Annotated in this window: 28 protein-coding genes; 19 read left to right on the top strand and 9 right to left on the bottom strand. The window is 60.9% G+C overall.

Going from position 1 to position 21,264, the window contains the following annotated elements:
• Positions 1-222: 222 nt before the first annotated feature.
• Positions 223-672 carry a DUF1236 domain-containing protein gene (locus tag ASG47_RS15480; RefSeq protein WP_061910603.1) on the top strand — a complete coding sequence of 150 codons (450 nt, stop codon included), beginning with the start codon at positions 223-225 and terminating at the stop codon, positions 670-672.
• Between the two features lie 134 nt (positions 673-806).
• A complete protein-coding gene (locus tag ASG47_RS15475; protein ID WP_061910601.1) occupies positions 807-1,100 on the top strand; it encodes an SH3 domain-containing protein in 294 nt (97 codons plus the stop codon).
• A 3-nt stretch (positions 1,101-1,103) separates the two neighbouring features.
• On the opposite strand, the gene hemH is transcribed toward ASG47_RS15475, so the two are convergent.
• The 3 genes from hemH to ASG47_RS15460 form a co-directional block, all read right to left on the bottom strand.
• Positions 1,104-2,126 carry a ferrochelatase gene (hemH, locus tag ASG47_RS15470; protein WP_061910599.1) on the bottom strand — a complete coding sequence of 341 codons (1,023 nt, stop codon included), beginning with the start codon at positions 2,124-2,126 and terminating at the stop codon, positions 1,104-1,106.
• Between the two features lie 87 nt (positions 2,127-2,213).
• Positions 2,214-3,872, bottom strand: coding sequence for a DUF1007 family protein (locus ASG47_RS15465; RefSeq protein ID WP_082511767.1), 1,659 nt, complete (start codon positions 3,870-3,872; stop codon positions 2,214-2,216).
• Positions 3,873-3,886: 14 nt separating this feature from the next.
• Entirely contained in the window at positions 3,887-4,783 is an 897-nt protein-coding gene (locus ASG47_RS15460; protein ID WP_061910595.1) for a LysR family transcriptional regulator, read from the bottom strand.
• Positions 4,784-4,981: 198 nt separating this feature from the next.
• Between ASG47_RS15460 and ASG47_RS15455 the strand changes: the two genes are divergently transcribed.
• Both ASG47_RS15455 and ASG47_RS15450 read left to right on the top strand, forming a co-directional pair.
• Positions 4,982-5,404 (top strand): MarR family winged helix-turn-helix transcriptional regulator, encoded by a 423-nt coding sequence (locus tag ASG47_RS15455; RefSeq protein WP_156352226.1) that lies wholly within the window; start codon positions 4,982-4,984, stop codon positions 5,402-5,404.
• Between the two features lie 177 nt (positions 5,405-5,581).
• Positions 5,582-6,067 (top strand): SH3 domain-containing protein, encoded by a 486-nt coding sequence (locus ASG47_RS15450; protein WP_061910591.1) that lies wholly within the window; start codon positions 5,582-5,584, stop codon positions 6,065-6,067.
• 47 nt (positions 6,068-6,114) lie between these two features.
• Here the strand turns inward: ASG47_RS15450 and ASG47_RS15445 are convergent, their stop codons facing one another.
• On the bottom strand, positions 6,115-6,552 hold the full coding sequence (locus ASG47_RS15445; protein WP_061910589.1) for a hypothetical protein: 438 nt from the start codon (positions 6,550-6,552) through the stop codon (positions 6,115-6,117).
• 122 nt (positions 6,553-6,674) lie between these two features.
• Here ASG47_RS15445 and ASG47_RS15440 point away from each other — a divergent pair, with 122 nt between their 5' ends.
• On the top strand, positions 6,675-7,070 hold the full coding sequence (locus ASG47_RS15440) for a DUF2177 family protein (protein WP_061910587.1): 396 nt from the start codon (positions 6,675-6,677) through the stop codon (positions 7,068-7,070).
• 82 nt (positions 7,071-7,152) lie between these two features.
• On the opposite strand, the gene ASG47_RS15435 is transcribed toward ASG47_RS15440, so the two are convergent.
• Both ASG47_RS15435 and ASG47_RS15430 read right to left on the bottom strand, forming a co-directional pair.
• Entirely contained in the window at positions 7,153-8,070 is a 918-nt protein-coding gene (locus tag ASG47_RS15435; RefSeq protein WP_061910585.1) for a DMT family transporter, read from the bottom strand.
• A 62-nt stretch (positions 8,071-8,132) separates the two neighbouring features.
• Positions 8,133-8,453 carry a hypothetical protein gene (locus ASG47_RS15430; RefSeq protein ID WP_061910583.1) on the bottom strand — a complete coding sequence of 107 codons (321 nt, stop codon included), beginning with the start codon at positions 8,451-8,453 and terminating at the stop codon, positions 8,133-8,135.
• A gap of 185 nt (positions 8,454-8,638) precedes the next feature.
• Between ASG47_RS15430 and ASG47_RS15425 the strand changes: the two genes are divergently transcribed.
• The 12 genes from ASG47_RS15425 to ASG47_RS15370 all read left to right on the top strand — a co-directional run bounded on the left by ASG47_RS15425 (position 8,639) and on the right by ASG47_RS15370 (position 18,558).
• Positions 8,639-9,424: an SDR family oxidoreductase gene (locus ASG47_RS15425; protein ID WP_061910581.1), complete on the top strand. Its 786-nt coding sequence runs from the start codon at positions 8,639-8,641 to the stop codon at positions 9,422-9,424.
• 58 nt (positions 9,425-9,482) lie between these two features.
• On the top strand, positions 9,483-11,366 hold the full coding sequence (gene uvrC / locus ASG47_RS15420) for an excinuclease ABC subunit UvrC (protein ID WP_061910579.1): 1,884 nt from the start codon (positions 9,483-9,485) through the stop codon (positions 11,364-11,366).
• Positions 11,367-11,434: 68 nt separating this feature from the next.
• Positions 11,435-11,965: a DUF3060 domain-containing protein gene (locus ASG47_RS15415; protein WP_156464129.1), complete on the top strand. Its 531-nt coding sequence runs from the start codon at positions 11,435-11,437 to the stop codon at positions 11,963-11,965.
• 107 nt (positions 11,966-12,072) lie between these two features.
• On the top strand, positions 12,073-12,426 hold the full coding sequence (locus ASG47_RS15410) for a YciI family protein (RefSeq protein ID WP_061910575.1): 354 nt from the start codon (positions 12,073-12,075) through the stop codon (positions 12,424-12,426).
• Between the two features lie 96 nt (positions 12,427-12,522).
• Positions 12,523-13,026, top strand: coding sequence for a pyridoxamine 5'-phosphate oxidase family protein (locus ASG47_RS15405; protein WP_061910573.1), 504 nt, complete (start codon positions 12,523-12,525; stop codon positions 13,024-13,026).
• A 110-nt stretch (positions 13,027-13,136) separates the two neighbouring features.
• The gene (locus ASG47_RS15400) at positions 13,137-14,141 is read left to right on the top strand and encodes an ATP-binding cassette domain-containing protein (RefSeq protein ID WP_061910571.1); all 1,005 of its coding nucleotides are present in this window, start codon (positions 13,137-13,139) and stop codon (positions 14,139-14,141) included.
• A complete protein-coding gene (locus ASG47_RS15395; RefSeq protein WP_061910569.1) occupies positions 14,138-14,935 on the top strand; it encodes an ABC transporter permease in 798 nt (265 codons plus the stop codon). Before ASG47_RS15400 ends, ASG47_RS15395 begins: the two co-directional genes overlap by 4 nt.
• A gap of 4 nt (positions 14,936-14,939) precedes the next feature.
• Positions 14,940-15,740 (top strand): ABC transporter permease, encoded by an 801-nt coding sequence (locus ASG47_RS15390; RefSeq protein ID WP_061910567.1) that lies wholly within the window; start codon positions 14,940-14,942, stop codon positions 15,738-15,740.
• A gap of 363 nt (positions 15,741-16,103) precedes the next feature.
• Positions 16,104-17,177: a 3-deoxy-7-phosphoheptulonate synthase gene (locus ASG47_RS15385; protein WP_061910565.1), complete on the top strand. Its 1,074-nt coding sequence runs from the start codon at positions 16,104-16,106 to the stop codon at positions 17,175-17,177.
• A 118-nt stretch (positions 17,178-17,295) separates the two neighbouring features.
• Entirely contained in the window at positions 17,296-17,865 is a 570-nt protein-coding gene (gene pgsA / locus ASG47_RS15380) for a CDP-diacylglycerol--glycerol-3-phosphate 3-phosphatidyltransferase (RefSeq protein ID WP_061910563.1), read from the top strand.
• Positions 17,862-18,113 carry a MoaD/ThiS family protein gene (locus ASG47_RS15375; protein ID WP_061910561.1) on the top strand — a complete coding sequence of 84 codons (252 nt, stop codon included), beginning with the start codon at positions 17,862-17,864 and terminating at the stop codon, positions 18,111-18,113. Before pgsA ends, ASG47_RS15375 begins: the two co-directional genes overlap by 4 nt.
• 1 nt (position 18,114) lies before the next feature.
• Positions 18,115-18,558, top strand: coding sequence for a molybdenum cofactor biosynthesis protein MoaE (locus ASG47_RS15370; RefSeq protein ID WP_061910559.1), 444 nt, complete (start codon positions 18,115-18,117; stop codon positions 18,556-18,558).
• 94 nt (positions 18,559-18,652) lie between these two features.
• Here ASG47_RS15370 and ASG47_RS20420 read toward each other — a convergent pair whose 3' ends face one another.
• The 3 genes from ASG47_RS20420 to ASG47_RS15360 all read right to left on the bottom strand — a co-directional run bounded on the left by ASG47_RS20420 (position 18,653) and on the right by ASG47_RS15360 (position 20,076).
• Positions 18,653-18,853 (bottom strand): type II toxin-antitoxin system RelE/ParE family toxin, encoded by a 201-nt coding sequence (locus tag ASG47_RS20420; RefSeq protein ID WP_244487114.1) that lies wholly within the window; start codon positions 18,851-18,853, stop codon positions 18,653-18,655.
• The gene (locus tag ASG47_RS15365) at positions 18,837-19,097 is read right to left on the bottom strand and encodes a type II toxin-antitoxin system ParD family antitoxin (protein WP_061910557.1); all 261 of its coding nucleotides are present in this window, start codon (positions 19,095-19,097) and stop codon (positions 18,837-18,839) included. Before ASG47_RS15365 ends, ASG47_RS20420 begins: the two co-directional genes overlap by 17 nt.
• An 88-nt stretch (positions 19,098-19,185) precedes the next feature.
• Positions 19,186-20,076: a branched-chain amino acid aminotransferase gene (locus ASG47_RS15360; protein WP_061910555.1), complete on the bottom strand. Its 891-nt coding sequence runs from the start codon at positions 20,074-20,076 to the stop codon at positions 19,186-19,188.
• Positions 20,077-20,211: 135 nt separating this feature from the next.
• Between ASG47_RS15360 and ASG47_RS15355 the strand changes: the two genes are divergently transcribed.
• Both ASG47_RS15355 and ASG47_RS15350 read left to right on the top strand, forming a co-directional pair.
• A complete protein-coding gene (locus tag ASG47_RS15355; RefSeq protein ID WP_413813467.1) occupies positions 20,212-20,730 on the top strand; it encodes a MarR family winged helix-turn-helix transcriptional regulator in 519 nt (172 codons plus the stop codon).
• A gap of 52 nt (positions 20,731-20,782) precedes the next feature.
• Positions 20,783-21,256: a hypothetical protein gene (locus tag ASG47_RS15350; protein ID WP_061910553.1), complete on the top strand. Its 474-nt coding sequence runs from the start codon at positions 20,783-20,785 to the stop codon at positions 21,254-21,256.
• The last annotated feature ends 8 nt before the right edge of the window (positions 21,257-21,264 follow it).

The raw sequence follows: 21,264 nt of genomic DNA, 5'->3' as shown, positions 1-21,264 counted from the left end.
GGCGGCCCTTGGACCGTTCTACCCTAGTCAGAAAGGCCCAATGGCCGCCCGTTATCGTAAGCGAAACCGCGACGCCGCAAGGCCGGGCGGCATTTTCTGCTGGGCGCCTCTCTGTGGCCCCTGCGCCACGCGCAAAAAGCACATTCGTTCGGAACCGGAACCTTCGCGAGGGCTCGCCAGTTGTCAGCCCATTGCCAAAGGCGAAAGCCAACGGAGACTAAAATGAAGAAGCTTTTTATTGCCCTTATGGCCTCGACCCTCGTCCTGGCCCCAGCCATTTCCCAGGCGCAGATCATCAAGGATCCCAATGAGCAGGCCGCGGGCGGCGCGGTCGTCGGCGGCGCTGCCGGTGCTACCACGGGCGCCATTGTTGGCGGCCTGATCTTTGGGCCCATCGGCGCAGCCATTGGCGGCTTTACCGGCGCGACCATTGGCGCAGCGGGCGGCGTTGAAGCCAGCTCGGTCGATTATGTCCGCATGCACCCGACCGATCCCGTCGTGATCGATGGCTCCATCGATGTCGGCTATGCCGTCCCCGAAGCCATCGTCATCCACCCGATCGAAGGCGATCCGACGCACGGCTATTTCTACACCAATGACCGCGTCTACTTCGTCGACCTCAGCAATCGCGCTGTCGTCTACTCGCCCGGCCTCGTCGTCGCAGCGCAGTAATTACTGTCGCTGCGCAGTAATTAGCCGAAAATTCCGAAAGCGGCCGCCTCCGGGCGGTCGTTTTCTTTTTGGGCCAGCCGCCTTGTCTAGGCCACGCCGCTGCGGCAAGAACAGGCAAACCCAAGGATTGCCTCATGCGCGCCCTGCTCATCCCCGCCCTTATGGCGCTGGCCGTCACCCCTGCCCTCGCAGACGAACCCACAGCCCGCGTCAAAGGCGGCAACATCGCCGTCCGCACCGGCCCCGGCATGGAATACGGCATCATCGGCCGTATACCCGACGGCACCGAAGTCACGCTCGATTATTGCACCCGTAACGATCGCTGGTGCTTCGTCACCGATACCGGCTGGGTCGACGCCTCATGGCTCGTCGGCTGGTCCGCCAAGATCCGCGCCACCCCGCCTGATTTCAGCGGCCCAGGCTGGTAGCCTTCAGAGCCACCCAGACAATTCGCGGCGCACCATGGATTCAATCATGTCCATGCCAGCGGGGCTGTCATTAAGGCACGGGATATAGGCATAGTTTTCCCCGCCCGCCTCCATGAAGGTATCCTTGCCCCCCATGGCGATTTCTTCGAGCGTCTCGATGCAGTCCGCCGAAAATGCCGGCGCCAAGATCGCGACTTTCTTGATCCCCCGGCCCGGCAACGCCTCGAGCGTCTTGTCGGTATATGGCTGCAGCCATTCCGTGGGTCCGAACCGGCTCTGGAAGGTGACCATCAGCTTCTCCTTGGGCCAGCCCAGATATTCCCGCACCAACCGCGTCGTCTTGTAACACTGGCAATGGTACGGATCGCCCTTCTTGAGATATTCGACCGGCATGCCGTGATAGCTGGTGATCACGAGATCAGGCTCGAAATCGAGCTTGGCAACCCCGTCGCGGATCGAATTGCCGAGCGTCTCGATATATTTGGCATCCTCGAAATAAGCCGGCGCCGTCCGCACCGCCGGCTGCCACCGCATCTGCTTGAGCGCATCGAACGCCTTGTCATTCGCCGTCGCGGTCGTCGTCGCCGAATAATGCGGATAGAGCGGCACGAGCAGGATTTTCTGGCACCCGGCCGCCTGCATCTTTTCAAGCACGCTCTTGGTCGAAGGATTGCCGTAGCGCATGGCATATTCGACCATTACGCCATCGCCCGACATACGCGCCGCCAGCGCCTCTGTCTGGGCCCGCGTGATAACCCGCAGCGGGCTCTCATTGCGCTCTTTGTCCCAAATCTGCGCATAGGCATGCCCCGCCTTTTGCGGCCGGAAATTGAGAATGATGAGGTTGAGGATCGGCCACCAGATCAACCGATTGGTATCGATCACGCGCCGGTCGGACAGAAACTCTTTGAGATAGCGCCGCACGCTCCAGAAATCGGTCGCGTCAGGCGTGCCGAGATTGAGCAGCAGCACGCCAACCTTTTGCGCCGGAACGGGCGGGTGATCTTTAGGCAGGTGGTCGGACATTTTGGGGGCCGGTCTTGGAATGAGTCCAGATTTTGGCCGCACCATAGCCGCTTCTCGCCCCGCCGCAAGGCGGCACTGGGTCGCGCTCTAAAGGCTCGCCATCAGGAGGAGAATACCGAACATCAGCACGAAAGCCGCGCCCGCCAATTCGGCCCACCAGACGATCCGCTGTGCCAGAACGCTCTCGCCACCACCAAGCCGGCTCACGAGCCCCTTTGCGCCAACGGCCAGCGACGCCAGCACCGCAACGGTGATCGCCGTACCCAGCCCCATCAGCAAGACGGAGACGACGCCTGCCATCAACACACCCTGCGACAGCGCAAAGACCATCACCACCAATGCGCCAGAGCACGGTCGCAACCCCACCGCCAGCACGACTCCCAGCTTTTCGCGCCAATTACCCCTTAGATCAGCCGGCGCCACGGCATGGTGCATATGATGGTGGTCGTGGTCATGCCCGTGATGGTGGTGATCATGGTCGTGGTCATGATGCTCATGCGCGTGTCCATCATGATCATGCCAGATATCGCGGCGCACCGGTATGGGCTCTGGATGATGGTGGTGGTGATGCCCCCAGCCAAAAATCTTGCGCAGCAGCAGCCACACACCAAGCAGCGCGACCATCGCGTAGCTGAGGATTTCGACCCAATAAGCCGCGTCGCCAAGCGCAGTACTTGTCAGCCGCAACACGCCGGCTAGCAACAAAACAAAGACGATTGCCACAATGGATTGCAACAGCGCCGACACCGCACTGAGCGCAATCCCCTGCCGCAACTGACGCTCATTGGCGAGCACATAGGACGAGATAACCACCTTGCCGTGCCCCGGCCCCGCAGAATGAAACACGCCGTAGAGGAAGCTCAGCCCGCCAAGCAGCCAGAACGCCGTCCAATCGCTGCGCATGCGATCAAGCGCCCCGGTCATCGCGGCGTAAAAATTGCGCTGCTCCTGCTGGATCCAGCCGAAAAAACCGGTGCGTGGCAGGTTGAGCCCACGCTCAGGCGGCGGACCACCAAAAGGCGCCGTCGGCCGCGCCTCGGCCACGTGCTGCGTCGCCTCCAGCGCTGTCGTGGGCGCCGGTGCGGGACCACAAGAAATGACGATCATCCCCTGCGTGCCGCGCATCGCGGCCGCCAGGTCAGGCGGTAATTCAAGAACATCCGGACCCAGCGCATAGAGCCGGTCTTCGGTCGCCTTGTCCATGGGCGCAGGCGGCACCAGTCGCGTCGAACAACTTGCCGGTGCGTTTACCAATTGCACCGCGGAAGCATCGGCGAAGCTGATGGCCACATAATATTCGGCGTCAAAAATCCCGAGTTCGAACTTCGATCCTGGCGCGACGGGCTCGGTGGCATTGATCGAATAATCGAGCGTCACCCGATTGTTTTCATAGCGCATCCGCTGGTCGCCGGCCGGTGTGAACGCCATGCCATCCCCGGCATAAGTGTAGAAATCGTACTGCGCGAGCCCGTTCATGTTGTCGTCGGCAAGCGGCTGCATCTCTTCAGTGCTGACCGTGCCATCGCCATTGGTGTCGAGCCCCTGCACCATCCAAACGGAAAAGGCAGTGTCGAATGTCCAGTGGTGCCGCAGCGCCGCAATGCGCCCGGCGTCGTCAAAGACAACATCGACCTTTGCGTCGATGAAAATATGAGGATGTGCGAAGGTGGGCTGAGCCAGCCCAAGAACCGCAAGCAAGAACACCACAAGGCGCAAGGCCTGAGCTCGGATAGCAGCAATAGTCACGCCAGCAGAATCCGTCAGTTGATCGGGTGGGTGGCGAACCAGTCCACCAGATGGTCGATCAGCGCCCGCACCTTGCCCGCCAGATGCCGCCGATGCGGATAGACGGCCTGCAGCGTCTGCCCCGTGGGCAGAAAGCCGGGCAGCACCGGCACGAGCTCTCCACTCGCCACCAGCGGATCAGCGAGGTACGAAGGCAATACGACGAATCCAAGGCCCATCGCCGCCGCCTTGCGTGCCGCCAAAGGCGAATTGACGCGCAGCGGCCCATTGACCGGCACCGAGATGGTCTTGCCGTCCTCGATGAACCGCCAATTCGATTGCCCCTGCAGGTTGACGTCGATAATGCAGGGCAAATGCCGCAAATCCTCAGGGTGCTTGGGCGCACCAACCGCCTGCAGCAGCGATGGCGCCGCGCCGACAACCACATGCATATCGGCGATCTTGCGCGCGATCAGCGAGGAATCCGCCAGCGTCGAAATCCGCAACGCCACATCGATCCCCTCATCGACGAGATCGACATAGCGATCCTCCAGCCGGAGATCGAGCGACACTTTTGGATACTTCTTGAGATACTCGAAGATTGCCGGCGCCAGCGTCGACTCGCCGAAATTACGCGGTGCCGAGACCCGCAACATGCCGCGCGGCTCTGCCGTCTGGTCGGTTATGGTCGCGTCGAGATCGTCGAGTTGCTGCAGCAGTGACGAGGCTTCACGATAATATGCTTCGCCCGCTTCGGTGAGGCTGAGCTTTCGCGTCGTGCGATTCATCAGGCGCACGCCGAGATAATCTTCGAGATCGGTGACATATTTGCTGAGCAGCGCCTTGGAGCGGCCGTGGAGCCGCGCGGCCGAGGAAAAACCGCCTGAGTCGAAGACCTGCACGAATGCACGAATGCGGGCCAGATCCTGCATGTTTGGTCCCTCGCTGCTCGCACGCCGCGGCGCGCCGCCTTATGCCGAGACAAGCGCGATTGCATCGCTCAACCCTGCAAATGGACGCATAACTCATCTGCGCTGAGTGAACAATAACGGGTCTTGGTCGTTGCCTGATTAACGATAGGATAGAAGCATCATCGACGCGTAACTGGAGTTCGGACTATTTTCCCGCTTATGTCCAAACCTTCACCCAGCTCCGTGCTCTACCGGCTCATCGCCGCCGGCCAATTGGCACACAAGGCGCTGCTCGTGCCGCTCAAGGAACGCGGTCTCGAGCCAGGTGATGACGCCGTGCTGTTCGAGCTTGGTCGCTCCGGCACGACTGAACAGGCGCTTGCCGATGAACTTGGCCTTTCCCTAGAATCCCTCAACCCCCGCCTCAGCCGCCTCATCGAGCGCGACTTGATCGATCGGCGTGCGGTCGGCCCGGAGCTGGTTCCCGGCGTTGCGTTGACCGAGCGCGGCATTCGCATCCGCAATAGTCTTGCCGATCATTGGGCCCAGCTCGAAGAGGCGCTTCTCGGCGAACTCAAGCCCAAGCAACGCAAGAAGTTCGGCCAGATCCTCAAGCGTTTTACCGATCTGCTGCAATTTTAACGCGGACACCCCTGTCCGCGAGCAACGCCGCGCCATTTCGCGCATTTCTCCAATCAACGCACCGTGAAACGTCTGGGCTATCTGAAGTCTAAAGGCTTTGTTCAGTCTGGGTTCATCCGCAATGCGCTTAATTAGTCCCAGGCAAACAAAGCCAACGACAGGGAAAGGAGAACTCCCATGGCCTTCAATCGCAAGCTCATAGCCTCCACGCTCGCAACCCTGGCAGTACTGGCAACCACCGCTGCGGCTTCGGCCGCTCCTGCAGTCGCAACCAGCAATGTAAACGTCCGCTCCGGTCCGGGTACCGGTTATGGTGTCGTCGATGCATTGCGCCGCGGCGAACGTGTGGACGTCCAATATTGTCGCGGTAGCTGGTGCTACATCGAAAAGCGCGGCCCAGATGGTTGGGTCTCGGCAAACTATCTCTCGACCGGCGGCGGCGGCGGCTGGAATGGTGGATGGGATGGCGGCTATGAGCCACCTCCGCCACCGCGTCCTCCCCACTGGAACCAGCCGCGCCCGCCGCACTGGAACCCCGGCCCACCGCCGCGTCCGCCACATTGGAATCCGCGTCCGCCGCGTCCTAACTACCCCTACCCGAGCAATCCGGGCGCCAGCTTCTGCTACAATGGCCCCAATGGCTACTTCTGCGTCGGCCAATAACCGACCCTGACATGATCAAAGGCACCGGGCTTCGGCTCGGTGCTTTTTTATTCGACGATCAACCGCTCGACATCGATCCCGTGCCGCTCCAGCGGCGCCCGCGCCCTGCGCGCCAGAAACTCATTCAGACCATAGGCCGCAATCGCGCCGACCAACATGGCAATTCCAAAGCCGCGCCATCCGTCATGGCTCGCAATCGCAATGGCGGAAAAAAGCGTTACCCCGCCAACACCAAGCAGAAACCAGGTCCGCTTCTCACTCGCCACCCGATAGTTCCGCGCTCCGGCATGCAGCAGGTCGCGCAATTCACTGTCGCTCATCGCCACGAGATCCGCATTGCGCCGCTCTCGCCTGATGGTTTCGATATAGGCGTCGACGCGGCGCAAGGTCAGCGCATCGCGCTCCCGCGTCACCTTCTTGCGGGTGAGCAAGGTCCAGCCACCGCCGATCAACAGCAGGATCAAGGCAATTTGGAGCAATCCCATAGTCGGTCCCCTCGGGTGCGCAGGCAGTCCTTGCCAGACACATGCCCCTTCACATGGGCTACTGCAAGTGATCCAGAACGCAATGCGCCTCGTTTCCTGAATAGTTTTAGGGGAGGCTTACCTTGACCAAATATCTCATTCTCTACGGCGCTATCGCCATCGTGTTTTTCCCGCTCGACTTCATCTGGCTTTCGACCATGGGCAAGAATTTTTACATGCCCGAACTCGGCGGCCTGATGCGCGAACAGCCCAATCTCGTTATCGCCGGGTTGTTTTACCTCGCCTACATCGTCGGCATCGTCGCTCTCGTTGCAGCGCCAGCCGATGGCGATGTGGTCAAAGCTCTCGTCCTCGGCGCCATCCTGGGCTTCGTCGCCTATGGCACCTATGACCTGACCAATCTCTCGACTATCCAGGGCTTCTCGCCCAAGGTTGCCATAGTCGACATGGCCTGGGGCACAACCCTGACCGCCGTCAGCTCCGCCGCCGGCGTCTGGATCTCGAGATTCTTCGCCTGACTTGATCGCCTACCTGCACCCACACACAAGACGTTACCCCGGCCTTGAGCCGGGGCCCATCCTGAGGTTTTGTGGCGCCGCCCTAGGCCTCTCCCACCGGCGCCACCACCACGGCAGGAATCTTCTTCTTCCGCTCCCGCGCCATCACGACCAAGCCGGCAATCACGATAATTCCCGCGCCCACCAGCGAAACCGGATCGATCCAGTGCCCAAACACAACGACACTGAGAACGATCGCCCAGGGCAGCGAGAAATAGTTGAACGGCTGCAAGACGCTCGCCGGCGCCATGCCCAGCGCAAAGACCATCACGCCATGTCCCGCGCAGGTGGTTATCATCACGAGCACCACCATGAGCAGCGCCTGCCACTCCATCGGCTGCCAGAAGAATACGCCGACCATGCTCGAGAGAACCAAGCCCACGCAGGACGCATAGGCAAGGCTGGTTCCCGCGCCATCGGCCTTCGACACCTGCCGCGTCAAAACAATGTAGATGGCGTAGAACGAGGCCGAAGCCAGCGCGAAGACGACGCCCCAGGTCATCGGCACCCCGCCCGGCCGCAGGATCACGAATGCGCCCACCAAACCGGCACCCACCGCTGCAAACCGGAAAATCCCGACCTTCTCCCCAAGGATCGGAATAGCGAACACCGTCACCAGCAGCGGGTAGACGATCACGATCGCCTGCAATTCTCCGAGCGGCACCGTCTGCAGCGCGATCGCAAAACACCAGATATCGGCCATCAGCAGCACGCCGCGCAAAATCTGTCGCTTCGGCATGGCAGAACGGAAGGCCTGTCGAATCGGCCCCTGCCGCGCCACCATCACCAGCGCAAACAGGGCAAATCCCCAATAGCGCATCATGGTGATCTGGAACGGCGAGTAATCTTGCACGAGAAGCTTGGACACCGCATCCTGCACGCCGAAAACGGCAATGGTGGTGAGCGTCAAGGCAATGGCGCGCCCGAGATTGTCGGGGCTCTGGTCGGTGGGGGAGGACATGGTCACATCGAAGGCAGGAAAAAACGCCCCACAAATCGCAAAGCGTGCGGGGCGCCTTCAAGCTATCGCATGGCCCTACCCTTGACCATGAAAGACTTCACCGTGCCCACGATAGCCGTCAGCGCGCAGCCGATGATCAAAGCTACCGCACCCTGCCCGGCAAGCGCTCCCAAATCCATGGCGCTGGTCGCCGATGAAGCGCCAAGAAGCGTGTCGAAATTGGGCAAAAGCCCCGTCAGAAACGTGCCCAACACGCCACCGATTGCACCGACTATGCTATCGCCCACCGGTCCAAGGCTGAGCGATCGTGCCAATTGCCCCAATACACTCCCGCCAGCACCGCCGGCGATAAGCTGCACCACTATGGGTACTACAACGTCCATTTTAGTCCCCCTCTCTCATCTGCGGATTTCCCGTCCGCATAACCCAGGTTAACCCCGCGCCTGACCCGGCGAAAGCGCAAGCTGCTGCCGTAGTCTGACAATTCTTTCCACTACCGACAGCACCTTGGCTGTCGCGTCAGCCACATATGTTAAAGGGGGTCGCGAAGGCGACCTGTTGAACTCCGATGTCCCAGCAGCCGCAGATTTTCCCCGACACGCCTGGCGTGGCCCTCATCACTGGCGCCAATGACCGCATCGGCGCGACGATTGCCAGGGCGCTGGCCAAACAGGGCCATGCCGTTGTCATCCACTATCGCTCCGGCGCAGACGGCGCTGAAAAAGTCGCTGCGGAAATCGTCGCATCAGGCGGCCGCGCCACGACCGTGCAGGCTGACCTCTCGGATCGCAAAAGCCGCGCCGTTCTGATCGCCGAGGCGGCCAAGCCTTTCGGCCCCCTCACCATTCTGATCAACAATGCCTCGGTGTTCGATCCCGACAGTGCCCAGGATGTGAACGAGGAACTCTGGGACCAGCACTTTTCGGTCCATGCCGAAGCCCCCATATTTCTTTCACGCGACTTCGCCGCACAATTGCCAGATGGCGTCGAGGGAAACATCATCAACATGATCGACGAACGGGTGCTGCACCCAAGCCCGGCCTATTTCAGCTACACGCTTTCAAAATCCGTGTTGTGGACCGCAACCCGAACCATGGCCCAATCCCTGGCGCCCGCCATTCGCGTCAATGCCATCGGCCCCGGGCCTGTCCTGCCCCACAAAGGCCAGAGCGATCAGGATTTTGCCGACAGCGTGAAATCCTTGCCGCTCAAGCGCCACGCAGACCCCGACGCAATTGCCCAAGGCGTCCTCGCCATTCTCTCCATGCCCGCGTTCACCGGCCAGATGCTGGCCCTCGATGGCGGCAAACATCTTGACTACCCCGCCCGACGCGGTCCAACCCCTAGGGCCTGACCACCGAAAAGGAGTTGGAGCGCTCATGCGACTCCAATCACGAAAACCGCTTTAGACCATGACAGATACGCCTAGCCCACAACCTGCCGGCCCGGAGGTCATCCGCGCCTTCGTCCGCACCCTGCCCTCCGCCCCGGGCGTCTACCGCATGGTCGATGCCAATGGCGAGGTCATCTATGTAGGCAAGGCGCGCTCGCTCAAGTCGCGGGTCACCAACTACACTCGTCCCGAGGGCCTGCCCGTGCGCATCCAGCGCATGATCGCTGCCACGGTCAGCATGGAATTCGTCCGCACCGAGACCGAAGCCGAAGCGCTCCTTCTTGAAGCCAATCTTGTCAAGCGTCTGAAGCCGCGTTTCAATGTCCTCCTCCGCGATGACAAGAGCTTCCCCTACATCCTGATCGCCACGGATCACGAAGCGCCCGAACTTACCAAGCACCGCGGTAGCCGCCGTCGTCCTGGCCACTACTTTGGCCCCTTCGCGTCCGCTGTCGCCGTCAGCCGCACCATTGCGAGCCTCCAGAAGGCCTTCCTCCTCCGCAATTGCTCGGATAGCTTTTACGCAGCCCGCACAAGGCCTTGCCTGCAATATCAGATCAAACGCTGCGCCGGCCCCTGCACCCGCGAAACCAGCCTTGAGGCCTATGGCGAACTGGTCGAAGACGCGCGCCTCTTTCTCACCGGCAAATCCCAATCAGTCCGCGACCACCTGCAAAAGGACATGGCATCCGCCGCCGAGAATCTCGATTTCGAGCGCGCCGCCCTGATCCGCGATCGCCTCTCGGCCCTTGCAGTCGTCCAGTCCCAAGGCGGCGACGCCACCGCACGCAATGTCGAGGAAGCCGACGTCTTCGCCATCCACCACGAGGGCGGCCAGTTCTGCGTCCAGGTCTTCTTCTTCCGCGCTTTCCAGAACTGGGGCAATCACGCCTTCCGCCCCAAGGCCGACGATTCTCTCACCGACGTAGAAGTGCTCGAAGCCTTCATCGGCCAGTTCTACGAGGATCGCACGCCTCCCAGCCTCGTGCTCCTCAGCCACGAGATGGCCGAGCGCGAACTGCTTGAAGAGGCGCTTCGCAGCCGCGCTGGACAAAAGGTCCGCGTCGAAACTCCGCAACGCGGCGAAAAGCGCGACCTCGTCAATTACGCCATGCAAAACGCCCGCGAAGCCCTTGGCCGCCAGCTCGCTGAAGGCGCCTCCAATCGCACGCTTCTCGAAGGCGTTGCCAATTGCTTTGGGCTCGACGATCCCCCGCGCCGCATCGAAGTTTACGACAACTCCCACATCTCCGGCACCAATATGGTCGGCGCCATGGTCGTGGCGGGCGAGGAAGGCTTTTCGAAAAAGCACTACCGCACCTTCAACATCAAATCCGACATCGCCGCCGGGGATGACTTCGGCATGATGCGCGAGGTGCTGACCCGCCGCTTCGCCCGTCTCGCCGCCGAAAGCGAAACCGACGCCGAAGACGAAGCGACCGGCATGCCCGATTGGCCCGATATCGTTTTTATCGATGGCGGCGCGGGCCAGCTCAATGCCGTGCGACAGGTCATTGCCGAACTGAACCTGCCCAAGGAAGTCACCTTCATCGGCATCGCCAAGGGCGAAGAGCGTGACGCTGGCCGCGAAAAATTCTTCATGGAAGGCAAGGACGCCTTCATGCTGCCGCACCGCGACCCCGTCCTCTATTACGTTCAGCGCCTCCGCGACGAAGCCCACAGGTTCGCCATCGGCACCCACCGCGCCAAACGCAAGAAAGAGCAGATTTCCAATCCGCTCGACGAGATCGAAGGCATTGGCCCAACGCGAAAACGCGCGCTCCTAAACCACTTTGGCTCCGCCAAGGCTGTCGCCCGCGCCAGCCTCATGGACCTTGCAGCGGTCCCAACTATTTCAAGCGCAATGGCGCAGCTCATTTACGATCACTTCAATCGAACGTGATCCTGCCCCATTGAGGCCGAACTCTGCCTGCAGTTTCCGCGCATCTTGAACGGTCAGTGGAATCTGCCATGCGTCTCATTTTGTCGATTACCCTTCTCGCCGCCCTCCCCGTTGCTGCCTTCGCTCAGGTGAGCGATACGGCCAAACCGGAGGAAGTCGTCATCGAAGGCGTCGGCTTGACGCGCACCGTTCCCTGCGATGGCCTCGATGTTGGTATCTATGGGGCCGACAACCAGATCGACCTGACCGGCACCTGCGGCCAGGTCGTCGTCCACGGCGATGGCCACACGGTCCATGTCGAAGACGCCGCCACCATCGCCATCTCCGGCATTGGCCACACGGTCAACGCGGACAAAGTCTCGACCCTCTCGATCGACACCACGGAAAACACCGTCAACGCGACGATGGACGCCGCCGACGATGCGGCCAAGGTCTCCATCAATGGCGCCGAACAAACCGCCAACCTGACCCTCAAATCCAAGACGACGATCGACGTCCAGGGCACCGAACAGGTCGTCAATTGGGATCTCGGCGAAGGCGCGCCAGAGCCGCGGATCGACATTGGCGGTATCGACAACGCTGTCAATCGCATGGAATAGACCAGTGCCGGGCCCGTCCCGGCATTTTCTTTTCCGCACCTTCAGATTTTTGTCGAAAAGCGTCTCCTCGGTTCGTCTTATTGTCAGAACCCAAACAGGAGCGTCCGATGAAATTCCTTACCATGGTCAAGACCCTCAACCCCGAAACCGCCAGCCAGCCGCCCGCCGCCCTGATGCAGGCCATCGTGCAGCTCGGAATGGAAGCGGGCGCGAAGATGATCGAAACCGGCGGCATGTCGCTCGCCGGCACCGTCACGACGCGCCAGGGCCAAATGGTCACCGATGGCCCCTTTGCCGAGGCCAAGGAAATGGTCGGCGGCTACGCGGTTTACGAGCTCGAGACCGACGCCGAGATGGTCGACTGGACCGAGCGCTTTGTAGAACTCCACCGCAAGCATTGGCCGGAATGGGACGGCGAAGTCACCGTCCTGCAGCTGCAACAGTTCAATATGGCCGGATGATAATGACCCCAAAGCGATGTGATCGCTTAGTCTTTCACATCGCGGCAACTTCCCGCCTGTCTGGCCGTTCGTCTTCCAACTCATAGGAGCCGAACCATGACCGAAGAAAACAACCACACCCTCCCGGCCGGCGAAGCCATCGACCGCATCTGGGAGCTGGCCGAGAAAATCGACATCTGCATGTTCACCACCTGGGACGGCAAGCAACAGCGCAGCCGCCCGATGTCCGCCCGCGTTCGCCGCGAAGAACATGCCATCTACTTCCTGACCGATCTGGAAGGCCATAAACTCACCGAGATCGAAAAGTATCCGCACGTCTCCCTCGCCTGGGCTGACAATGGCGGACACAAATATGCTGTTATCGCCGGCGAAGCGGAAGTGCTCAATGACCGCGCCAAGATCGCCGAGCTCTGGGAAAAATTCGACAAGGCCTGGTGGGACGATGAGAACGATCCCCAGATCCGCCTCCTCAAGGTGACGCCGGACGACGGCGAAGTCTGGGATAGCCCGAACATGGTAGTCGCCACCGCCAAGATGCTCGTTGCGGCCGCCACCGGCGCCAAGCCCGACATGGGCGCCAACGCCAAGGTCGATCTCTAGGCTTCAGTAATCGCTGACCAAGCCCGCGTCGCACAGACGCGGGCTTTTTCACATAACCCATTCCCCAGCCCCGAGAATCATCTAGCCTCGCCCCGCCTCTGGGGAGGGGAATCATGGCTATCATCTCGGCCTCGTCAGTCGAAAAAATCTTCCGCCAGCCTAAGCGTCAGGCGGGTTTTGGTGGCTCTATTCGCGGCCTCTTTTCGCGCGACTTCACCGAAATCCGCGCCGTCGATGGCATCTCATTCACCATCCAGCCGGGCGAAGCCGTCGGCTATCTCGGCCCCAACGGCGCTGGCAAATCCACCATGATTAAGATGATGACCGGTATCCTGGTCCCATCTTCTGGCACGGTCCAAGTCCTCGGCCGCGAACCCCATACCAACCGCATCACCAATGCCGCCGAGATCGGCGTCGTCTTCGGCCAGCGCAGCCAACTCTGGTGGGATCTCCCCGTCCGCGACAGCTTTGACCTCAACCGCCACATCTACGACATCCCCACCGCCCGTTTCGCCGATAACCTAGCCCGCCTCACGACCATGCTCGACATGGCGAGCTACATCGACCGCCCCGTCCGCCAGCTCAGCCTCGGCCAACGCATGCGCGCCGAAATCGCCATGGCGCTGCTGCACGATCCCAAAATCCTCTTTCTCGACGAACCCACCATCGGCCTCGACGTCGTCGCCAAGGACACGGTTCGAAAATTCCTAGCCGAAGTGAACCGCGACCGCGGCACCACCATCATCCTCACTACCCACGACCTCGTCGACATCGAGGAAATCTGTCCGCGCCTCATCATGGTCGATGACGGCAAACTGCTCTTCGATGGCGAGCTCAAACACCTCCGCCAAACCCTCGGCTCACGCCGCCGCTTGAAACTGGAATTCGGCACCGATCCCGGCCCGATAACGCTGAAAACCGCTGAGCTCGTCACCGACGAAGGCGCGGCAAAACACTTCCTGCTCGAAAACGAACAGACGTCCATTCTCGACGTCCTCACCGAACTTGGCTCTGGTCACGACCTCACCGACATCAAACTCGAAGAGCCCAATATCGAGGAGGTGATCCGCACCTTCTACCAGAACAAGCCCGCGCTCGCCGGAGCCAGGCCATGAGGGCCGCCGCCTATCCCGCCTTCGCGCTGACCGCCTTCCAGTCGCGCCTCGTTTATCGCAACCAGGTCTGGGCCAGCGCCTTTGGCGATCTCGTCAGCATTTTTGCGCGCATCGCGATCTGGACCGCCGCCTTCGCAGGGGCAACGCAGGTCGATGGCATCACCCTGCCCGAGATGGTCACTTACGCGCTGCTCTCGGGTCCTCTGCTCTACTGGGAATATTCCCGCGTCCTCTACGATGTCGGCGACGCCGTCCGCACTGGAGACGTCGCGGTCTTTCTTCTGAAACCGCTGCACTATCCCAGCTATCTCCTCTCGACCCATTTCGGTCATTTCGCCTTCGAATGCGTCGCCATCGTCGTGCCCGTGGCTCTCATCGTCGGCTTCACCGTAGGCCTCCTGCCACCCGCGAGCCTATTTCACGGCCTCATGTTCTTCCCCTATTGGGCGGTGTCCTGGCTGATCCTCTTCACCCTCGCGTGCCTCTGCGGCCTCCTCGCCTTCTGGCTCCTCACCGCTTTCTCGCTCGAGTGGCTTCTCATGGCGATCATGTCACTCTTTTCCGGCGCCATCATCCCACTCTGGTTCTTGCCGACGCCCCTTGCCACCATCTTCGGCTACCTCCCCTTCGCCTGGATCAGCTACTATCCAGCCGCCGTCTATCTCGGAAAACTCGATCCCACCGCCACCTGGCTCCATCTCGGCATCGGCCTCCTCTGGCTCGGCCTGCTGACCGCTGCCGTCCTCGCCCTTTGGGGTAAGGCACGCACCCGCCTCGTCGTGCAGGGAGGCTGAAGAAATGTCCCGCTCCCTCGCCGTCGTCCCGCATCTCGTCCGAATGTATGTCAGCACGCGCATGGAATATCGCGGTGCCATGCTCCTCGCCTGGTTCGCCCAGGCGCTCAGCTACGCCGCCACCTACACGGCCATCGCCCTCCTCCTGCTCCGCTTCGGCAATCTCGGCGGTTGGACCTGGAGCGAAATGGCTTTGCTCCTCTCATTTCACCTCCTCGCCTATTCCCTCGGCGCTTCGCTGAGCTTCACGCAATTCCGCGACATCGAGGAAAAGGTTCGCCTCGGCACGTTTGATGCCGTCCTCATCAAGCCGGTCAGCCCGTGGGTCTATCTCGTCTTTTCCGGCCTCAATATCGGCTATGTCGGCCACATCATTCTCGCCGTCGGCCTCATGGCCTGGTCCGTCACGCAAGTGGGCGTCAACTGGTCAATCCTGAGCGCGCTCTACTTCGTCGCGGGCCTCCTCAGCGCCGCCATGGTCACTGCCGCCATCATGACCATGATCGGCGCCACAGCGCTCGTCTGGGTCCGCTCAAAACACCTGTTCTCGATCTTCTTCGGCTTCTGGGAACTGGCCCGCTACCCGCTCAACATCTTCCCTGTTCCGCTCCAGATCCTCATGCTGACCATCGCTCCGCTCGGCTTCCTCGCCTTCGTCCCGGTCGCGGTAACCCTGGGAAAGCCCGTCCCCCTCCTTGGCGATTGGGCCGGACCGGCATCCCTCCTCGCTGGCCCTTTAGCCGTCCTCCTCGGCGCCCTCCACTGGCGCCACTGCATCCAAAACTATCAGGGTGCCGGCGGCTAGCTCGTACTTTTGCACCGCGTCATTCCCACTCTCGATTGTCACCCCGGCGAAGGCCGGGGCCCATCCTGAGATCTCAAGATGGATCCCGGCCTTCGCCGGGATGACAGACGGTGGATGCGAAACTAGCGCCCTCGCCCCCTCCTAAAGTCGGGACTCGACAAGCCCCGACTCCTCGGCTAGCTTTCTCGCCATGATCAACGCAGCGACCTTTTATTGGTATTTTAGCTATCCGCTCCCGGCGGAGGCTATCGCGCGCGTGTCCTGATCCCGACAAGACCAGACCCAAATCGCAAGCCAGCCGCCCGACTTCCGAGGCGGCTTTTTTCTTGGCCCCTCGACTTCAAAACCGAGAGACCGAAGAAAATGCTCAAATCGACCGACGACCTTCGCATCACCGAAATAAAACCGCTGACCACACCCATCGAGGTCATGCGCCAGCATCCGCGCACCGACGCCGCCACCCGCACCGTCCTCGCCGCCCGCCACGATTTCCATAATATTCTGACAGGCCAGGATGATCGCCTCGTCGTCATCGTCGGCCCCTGCTCGATCCACGATCCCAAGGCGGCGATGGATTACGCCAACCGCCTCGTCGCCCTGCGCGAAACCCTCGGCGATCGCCTCGAAATCACCATGCGCGTCTACTTCGAAAAGCCGCGCACCACGGTCGGCTGGAAGGGCCTGATCAACGACCCCGACCTCGACGGCAGCTTCAATATCACGCAAGGCCTCCACACCGCCCGCACCCTGCTGCTCGACGTGGCCAATCTCGGGCTCCCCGCCGCCTGCGAATTCCTCGACATGACGACGCCGCAATACATCGCCGACCTCGTCTCGTGGGCCGCTATCGGCGCGCGCACCACCGAGTCGCAGATCCACCGCGAACTGGCCTCCGGCCTCTCTTGCCCCGTCGGCTTCAAGAACGGCACAGACGGCAACGTGAAGATCGCGCTCGACGCGGTGCTGTCAGCCAGCCACCCTCACCATTTCCTGGCGGTCACGAAGGATGGCCGTTCCGCCATCGCCGCCACGACGGGCAATGAGGACTGCCACATCATCCTCCGCGGCGGCAAAACCACCAACTACGACGCCCAGAGCGTCGAAGCCGCAGCGAACGCAGCGACCAAGTCCGGCCTCACCCCCGCAATCATGATCGACGCTAGCCACGCCAATTCCTCCAAAAACCCGGAAAACCAGCCCTTGGTCCTCGCCGATATCGGCACCCAGCTCGCCGCCGGCGACAAGCGCATCATCGGCGTCATGATCGAATCCAACTTGGTCGCCGGCCGTCAGGACCTCGTCCCCGGCCAGGACCTCGTCTATGGCCAGTCCATCACCGATGGCTGCATCGATTGGGACACGACCGTCACCACGCTCAACGCCCTCGCCGAAGCCGTCGAAAAGCGCCGGGCCGTGAACAATCAGGCCGTCGCTTAATCCACTCCATGCACCGAACTACACCTCCCCCTTGATGGGGGAGGTTGGGAGGGGGTGAACGGCGATCTCCACTCCAACCACCCTTGACCCCCCGCCCCCATTCCTGTTCTCTCGCCCCATGGCCAGAAACCCGCTTACGCTCGTCCCAAACATCATCACCATCGCCCGCATCGCCGCGATCATCCCGATCGTCTGGTTGGTGATGGATGGCGACATTACCCTCCGCATCATCGCGCTGGTTCTCTTTGTGATTGCCGCCGCCAGCGACTGGGTCGATGGCTATCTGGCCCGCGCCTGGGATCAGTATTCGGATCTCGGCCGCATGCTCGACCCCATTGCGGACAAACTCCTCGTCGGCATCCTCATCACCGCGCTCGCCTGGGACGGCAGCTTTTCCGGCTGGGACATGATTCCCGTCGTCGCCATCCTCTTCCGCGAATTCTTCATTTCGGGCCTCCGCGAATTCCTGGGCAACACCTCCGTCGTCCTGCCCGTCAGCAAGCTCGCCAAGTGGAAGACGACCGTCCAGCTCGTTGCCCTCGCGGTCGTCCTTTTCGAGCGTATTGTGCCCGGTTTCGGTCTCATCTCGGACATTCTGCTATGGGCTGCCGGTGCCATCACGCTCTGGACCGGCTGGAACTATCTCCGCGCCTCCTGGCCGCATCTCGTGGGCACGACGGCGAAATGAAAATCCTTTATTTCGCCTGGCTGCGCGAGCGCCTCAACCGCGCCAGCGACGACGTCACGCCGCCGGCTGATGTCGTTACGCTCGAAGACCTCGTCACCTGGCTTCGCGCCAATGACGAAAGTCTAGATCTCGCCATGGCCAATCCCAAGCAGTTCAAGATTTCCAAGAACGCCCGCATCGTTCCCTGGAACACGCCGATCGATGGCGCCGAGGAAGTGGCCATCCTGCCGCCCATGACCGGCGGTTGAGATGATCATCATCTCTGACGCCCCCTTCGATCCGGGCACCCTCTTAAATCAATTCCAGACCAACCACCCCGAAGCCGGCGCTGCCGTCACCTTCACCGGCATGGTCCGCTCACTGCCTGATCGCCCCATCACGGCCCTCATCCTCGAATGCTACCCCGACCTCGCCCAAAACGAGATCGCCGCCATCCGCACTACTGCCATCGCCCGTTTCGACCTGATCGACGCCGCAATCCTCCACCGCTACGGCCGCCTCGTCCCCGACGAACCCATCATGCAAGTCATGACCCTCGCCCCCCACCGCCAAGCCGCCTTCGACGGCGCCCAATACCTCATGGATTACCTAAAAACCGACGCCCCGTTCTGGAAACAGGAAGAAGCGGCAGCGGGCACGGAATGGGTAGAGGCGAAAGCGTCCGACGACACGGCAAGAGATCGCTGGCGTTAATCCAGCCAGGATTTCGGAGCAGTCATACCGTGCACAATGGCTACCACGAGGATGCCATCCTGTGTCGGCTCATAGAGAACAAGATATGAGCCGACTACGAGGTCCTCGCTCCTGGGCTAATATCTTCACGCCGTGCTCCCATACCCGGATTTTCAGCAGCGAGCCGAACTGCTTCATGTATTCGTCGCAGCACGCCATTCGCCGCCTGCCGGCTATGCTGGGCAATATACCGCCAAATGATATTGATTTGCTTGCTAGCCCGCGGTGAAAACCGGGACTTAGGCACGCTTTTCATATTTGGCGTTTAATTCAGCAAGCAAGTCGTCGAAGTCAATTTCGACCGGCGGTCCACTATCAAGTCCAGCTTGATAGTCCCGCTTTAGCCACTCGATTTCCTCAGCTTTGGCCGCCTCCCGCTTCTCCCAAAGCTTCAGCGCCGCAGCGATCATCTCACTGTCAGACACAAACTTGCCCTCGGCCACCGCCTCTTCAAGAAGCGATGCCTGATGCTCGGTCACCGATATGGTCAGCTTCTTCATAGTCCCATCATAGCAAATGCCTCGCCACCCCAAAATACAAAAAGGCCGGGCATCGCTGCCCGGCCTCTCAAATTAAAATCAGCGAAAATTACTCCGCCGCCGCCCGCTTCGGCTGCACTGCGGCCGAGTACGCATCGATCAGCGTCCGGCAAGCTTCGCCCGGGGTAAACTTATAGTCGCCGATCAGCGAAACAGGCGTCACTTCCGCGGCCGTGCCGGTCAAGAAGCACTCGTCAAACTGGCTCAGCTCTTCCGGCATGATATGCCGCTCGGTGACGGTAAAACCGTTTTCCTTCGCCAGCGCGATCAGCGTCTGCCGGGTGATGCCATTGAGGAAGCAATCCGGCGTCGGCGTCGTGATGTCCTTGCCCTTGATGAAGAACACGTTGGCGCCAGTGGCCTCAGCCACATAGCCGCGATAGTCCAGCATCAGCGCATCGGCAAAGCCATTGGCCATGGCCGCGTCCTTGGAGAGCGTGCAGATCATATAAAGACCCGCAGCCTTGGCCGAAGATGGGATCGTCTCAGGCGATGGGCGCTTCCACTTGCTCCACTCGAGGCGGATGCCTTTCAGCTTCTCTTCGGTGGAAAAATAGCTCGGCCAAACCCAGGCCGCGATCGCCACATGCACCTTGTTGTTGCGCGCCGGCACCGACAGCTCTTCCGAGCCGCGCCAGGCGACAGGACGCAGATAAGCGTCAACGAGGCCATTCTTGTCGAGCACGAGGCGCTTTGCCGCTTCGATCTCGTCGACCGAATAGGGGAAGGGCATATCGAGCGTCGCCGCCGAACGGATCAGACGCTCGGTATGCTCGCGCGATTTGAAGATTTCGCCACCATAGGCGCGTTCACCTTCAAATACCGAGCTGGCATAATGAAGCCCGTGCGTCAGCACGTGAATCTTCGCGTCCTTCCACGGTTTGAGTTCGCCATCGAACCAGATCCAGCCATCACGCTGGTCCATGGGCACGCCTGCCATGATCCTCTCCACAGTCTTTGTTTTTGCCGTTCTTACACGAACCGCACGTTTCTCTAATCATGCCCCAAGGGCCATGCCCTTGGCAAACCACAATGTCTTTGGGATAAGACGAAACGCCGATGTGATGGAGAGACAATGGCAGAGGCCCAAAAAAATGTCAACAAGGCTGACATAAATTCTGCTGCGATCGCGCGGTCGGTGCTGCCGCTCGATATCATGGGCCTGTTCTTCTTTGCCTATCGGGATTTTACCGGCGATGCCGATGCTCTCCTTGAGCGTCAGGGTTTTGGCCGCGCGCATCATCGGGTGCTCTATTTCGTCAATTTACGCCCCGGCATGCCAGTCGCGGACTTGCTCGACATCCTGAAAATCACCAAGCAAAGCCTGGCTCGCGTCCTCCGCCAGCTCATCGACAATGGCTATATCGAGCAAAAGACCGGGCACTCCGATCGACGTCAGCGCCTGCTCTTTGCCACGGACAAGGGCCGCATGCTCTTTGCCACCCTCTCGGCCACTCAGGCCAGCCGCATCGATGAAGCCATCGCCGCCCTGCCGCCCGAAGGCGCGCACATGGTGCGTCAGTTCCTCGTAAGCATGGTCGAGCCAACCGATCGCTCTGTCCTCGAACGGCTCAACCTGACGGTCAATCTGTAAAAAAGCCGATTGCCGAACAAATGCTCATCCCGCACGCTGACACCAACTGAACTTGGAGCGTGCGGAGCGTAAAATTCTCGACCTGATCCACTATCTCTCGGAAGCGCGACGCCTGGAGCAGCAAGGCGAGGTCATCGAAGCAATCTGGTGCTACGATACGATCCTCAAGGATCCATTTGTCGGGCAAGACCCGCCTACCCTTCAGGCCGCCGGGCTTGGGCTCGGCCAATTATTGATTTCGGAAGTTCAAATCAGCGATGACAAAGATCGCATCGGCCGGCTGCTCAACCGCGCCATTCAGGCCCTCGGCCTAGCCCACAGATCCGATCAGAACGATCCGCAAATCGCACTCGTCCTCGCCGAAGCTCATGGCGAGCGTTTCCGCCACAAAAATCAGTCGGCAGACGTGCTCGCCGTCAATCTGCTGCTCGATCGGATGGGCACCCCACCCGAGCTGCAGGATCGCATCGCCACGCTTCGATCCCGTATTACGAGACCGCCAACTGCCCTTTCAAGGCAGGGTTAAGCAGCAAC

The sequence above is a fragment of the Devosia sp. Leaf420 genome (genome assembly GCF_001425445.1).
Classification (GTDB): Bacteria; Pseudomonadota; Alphaproteobacteria; order Rhizobiales; family Devosiaceae; genus Devosia.
The sequence above is the reverse complement of the archived record's forward strand: the minus strand, read 5'-3'. Positions and strand labels throughout refer to the sequence as shown.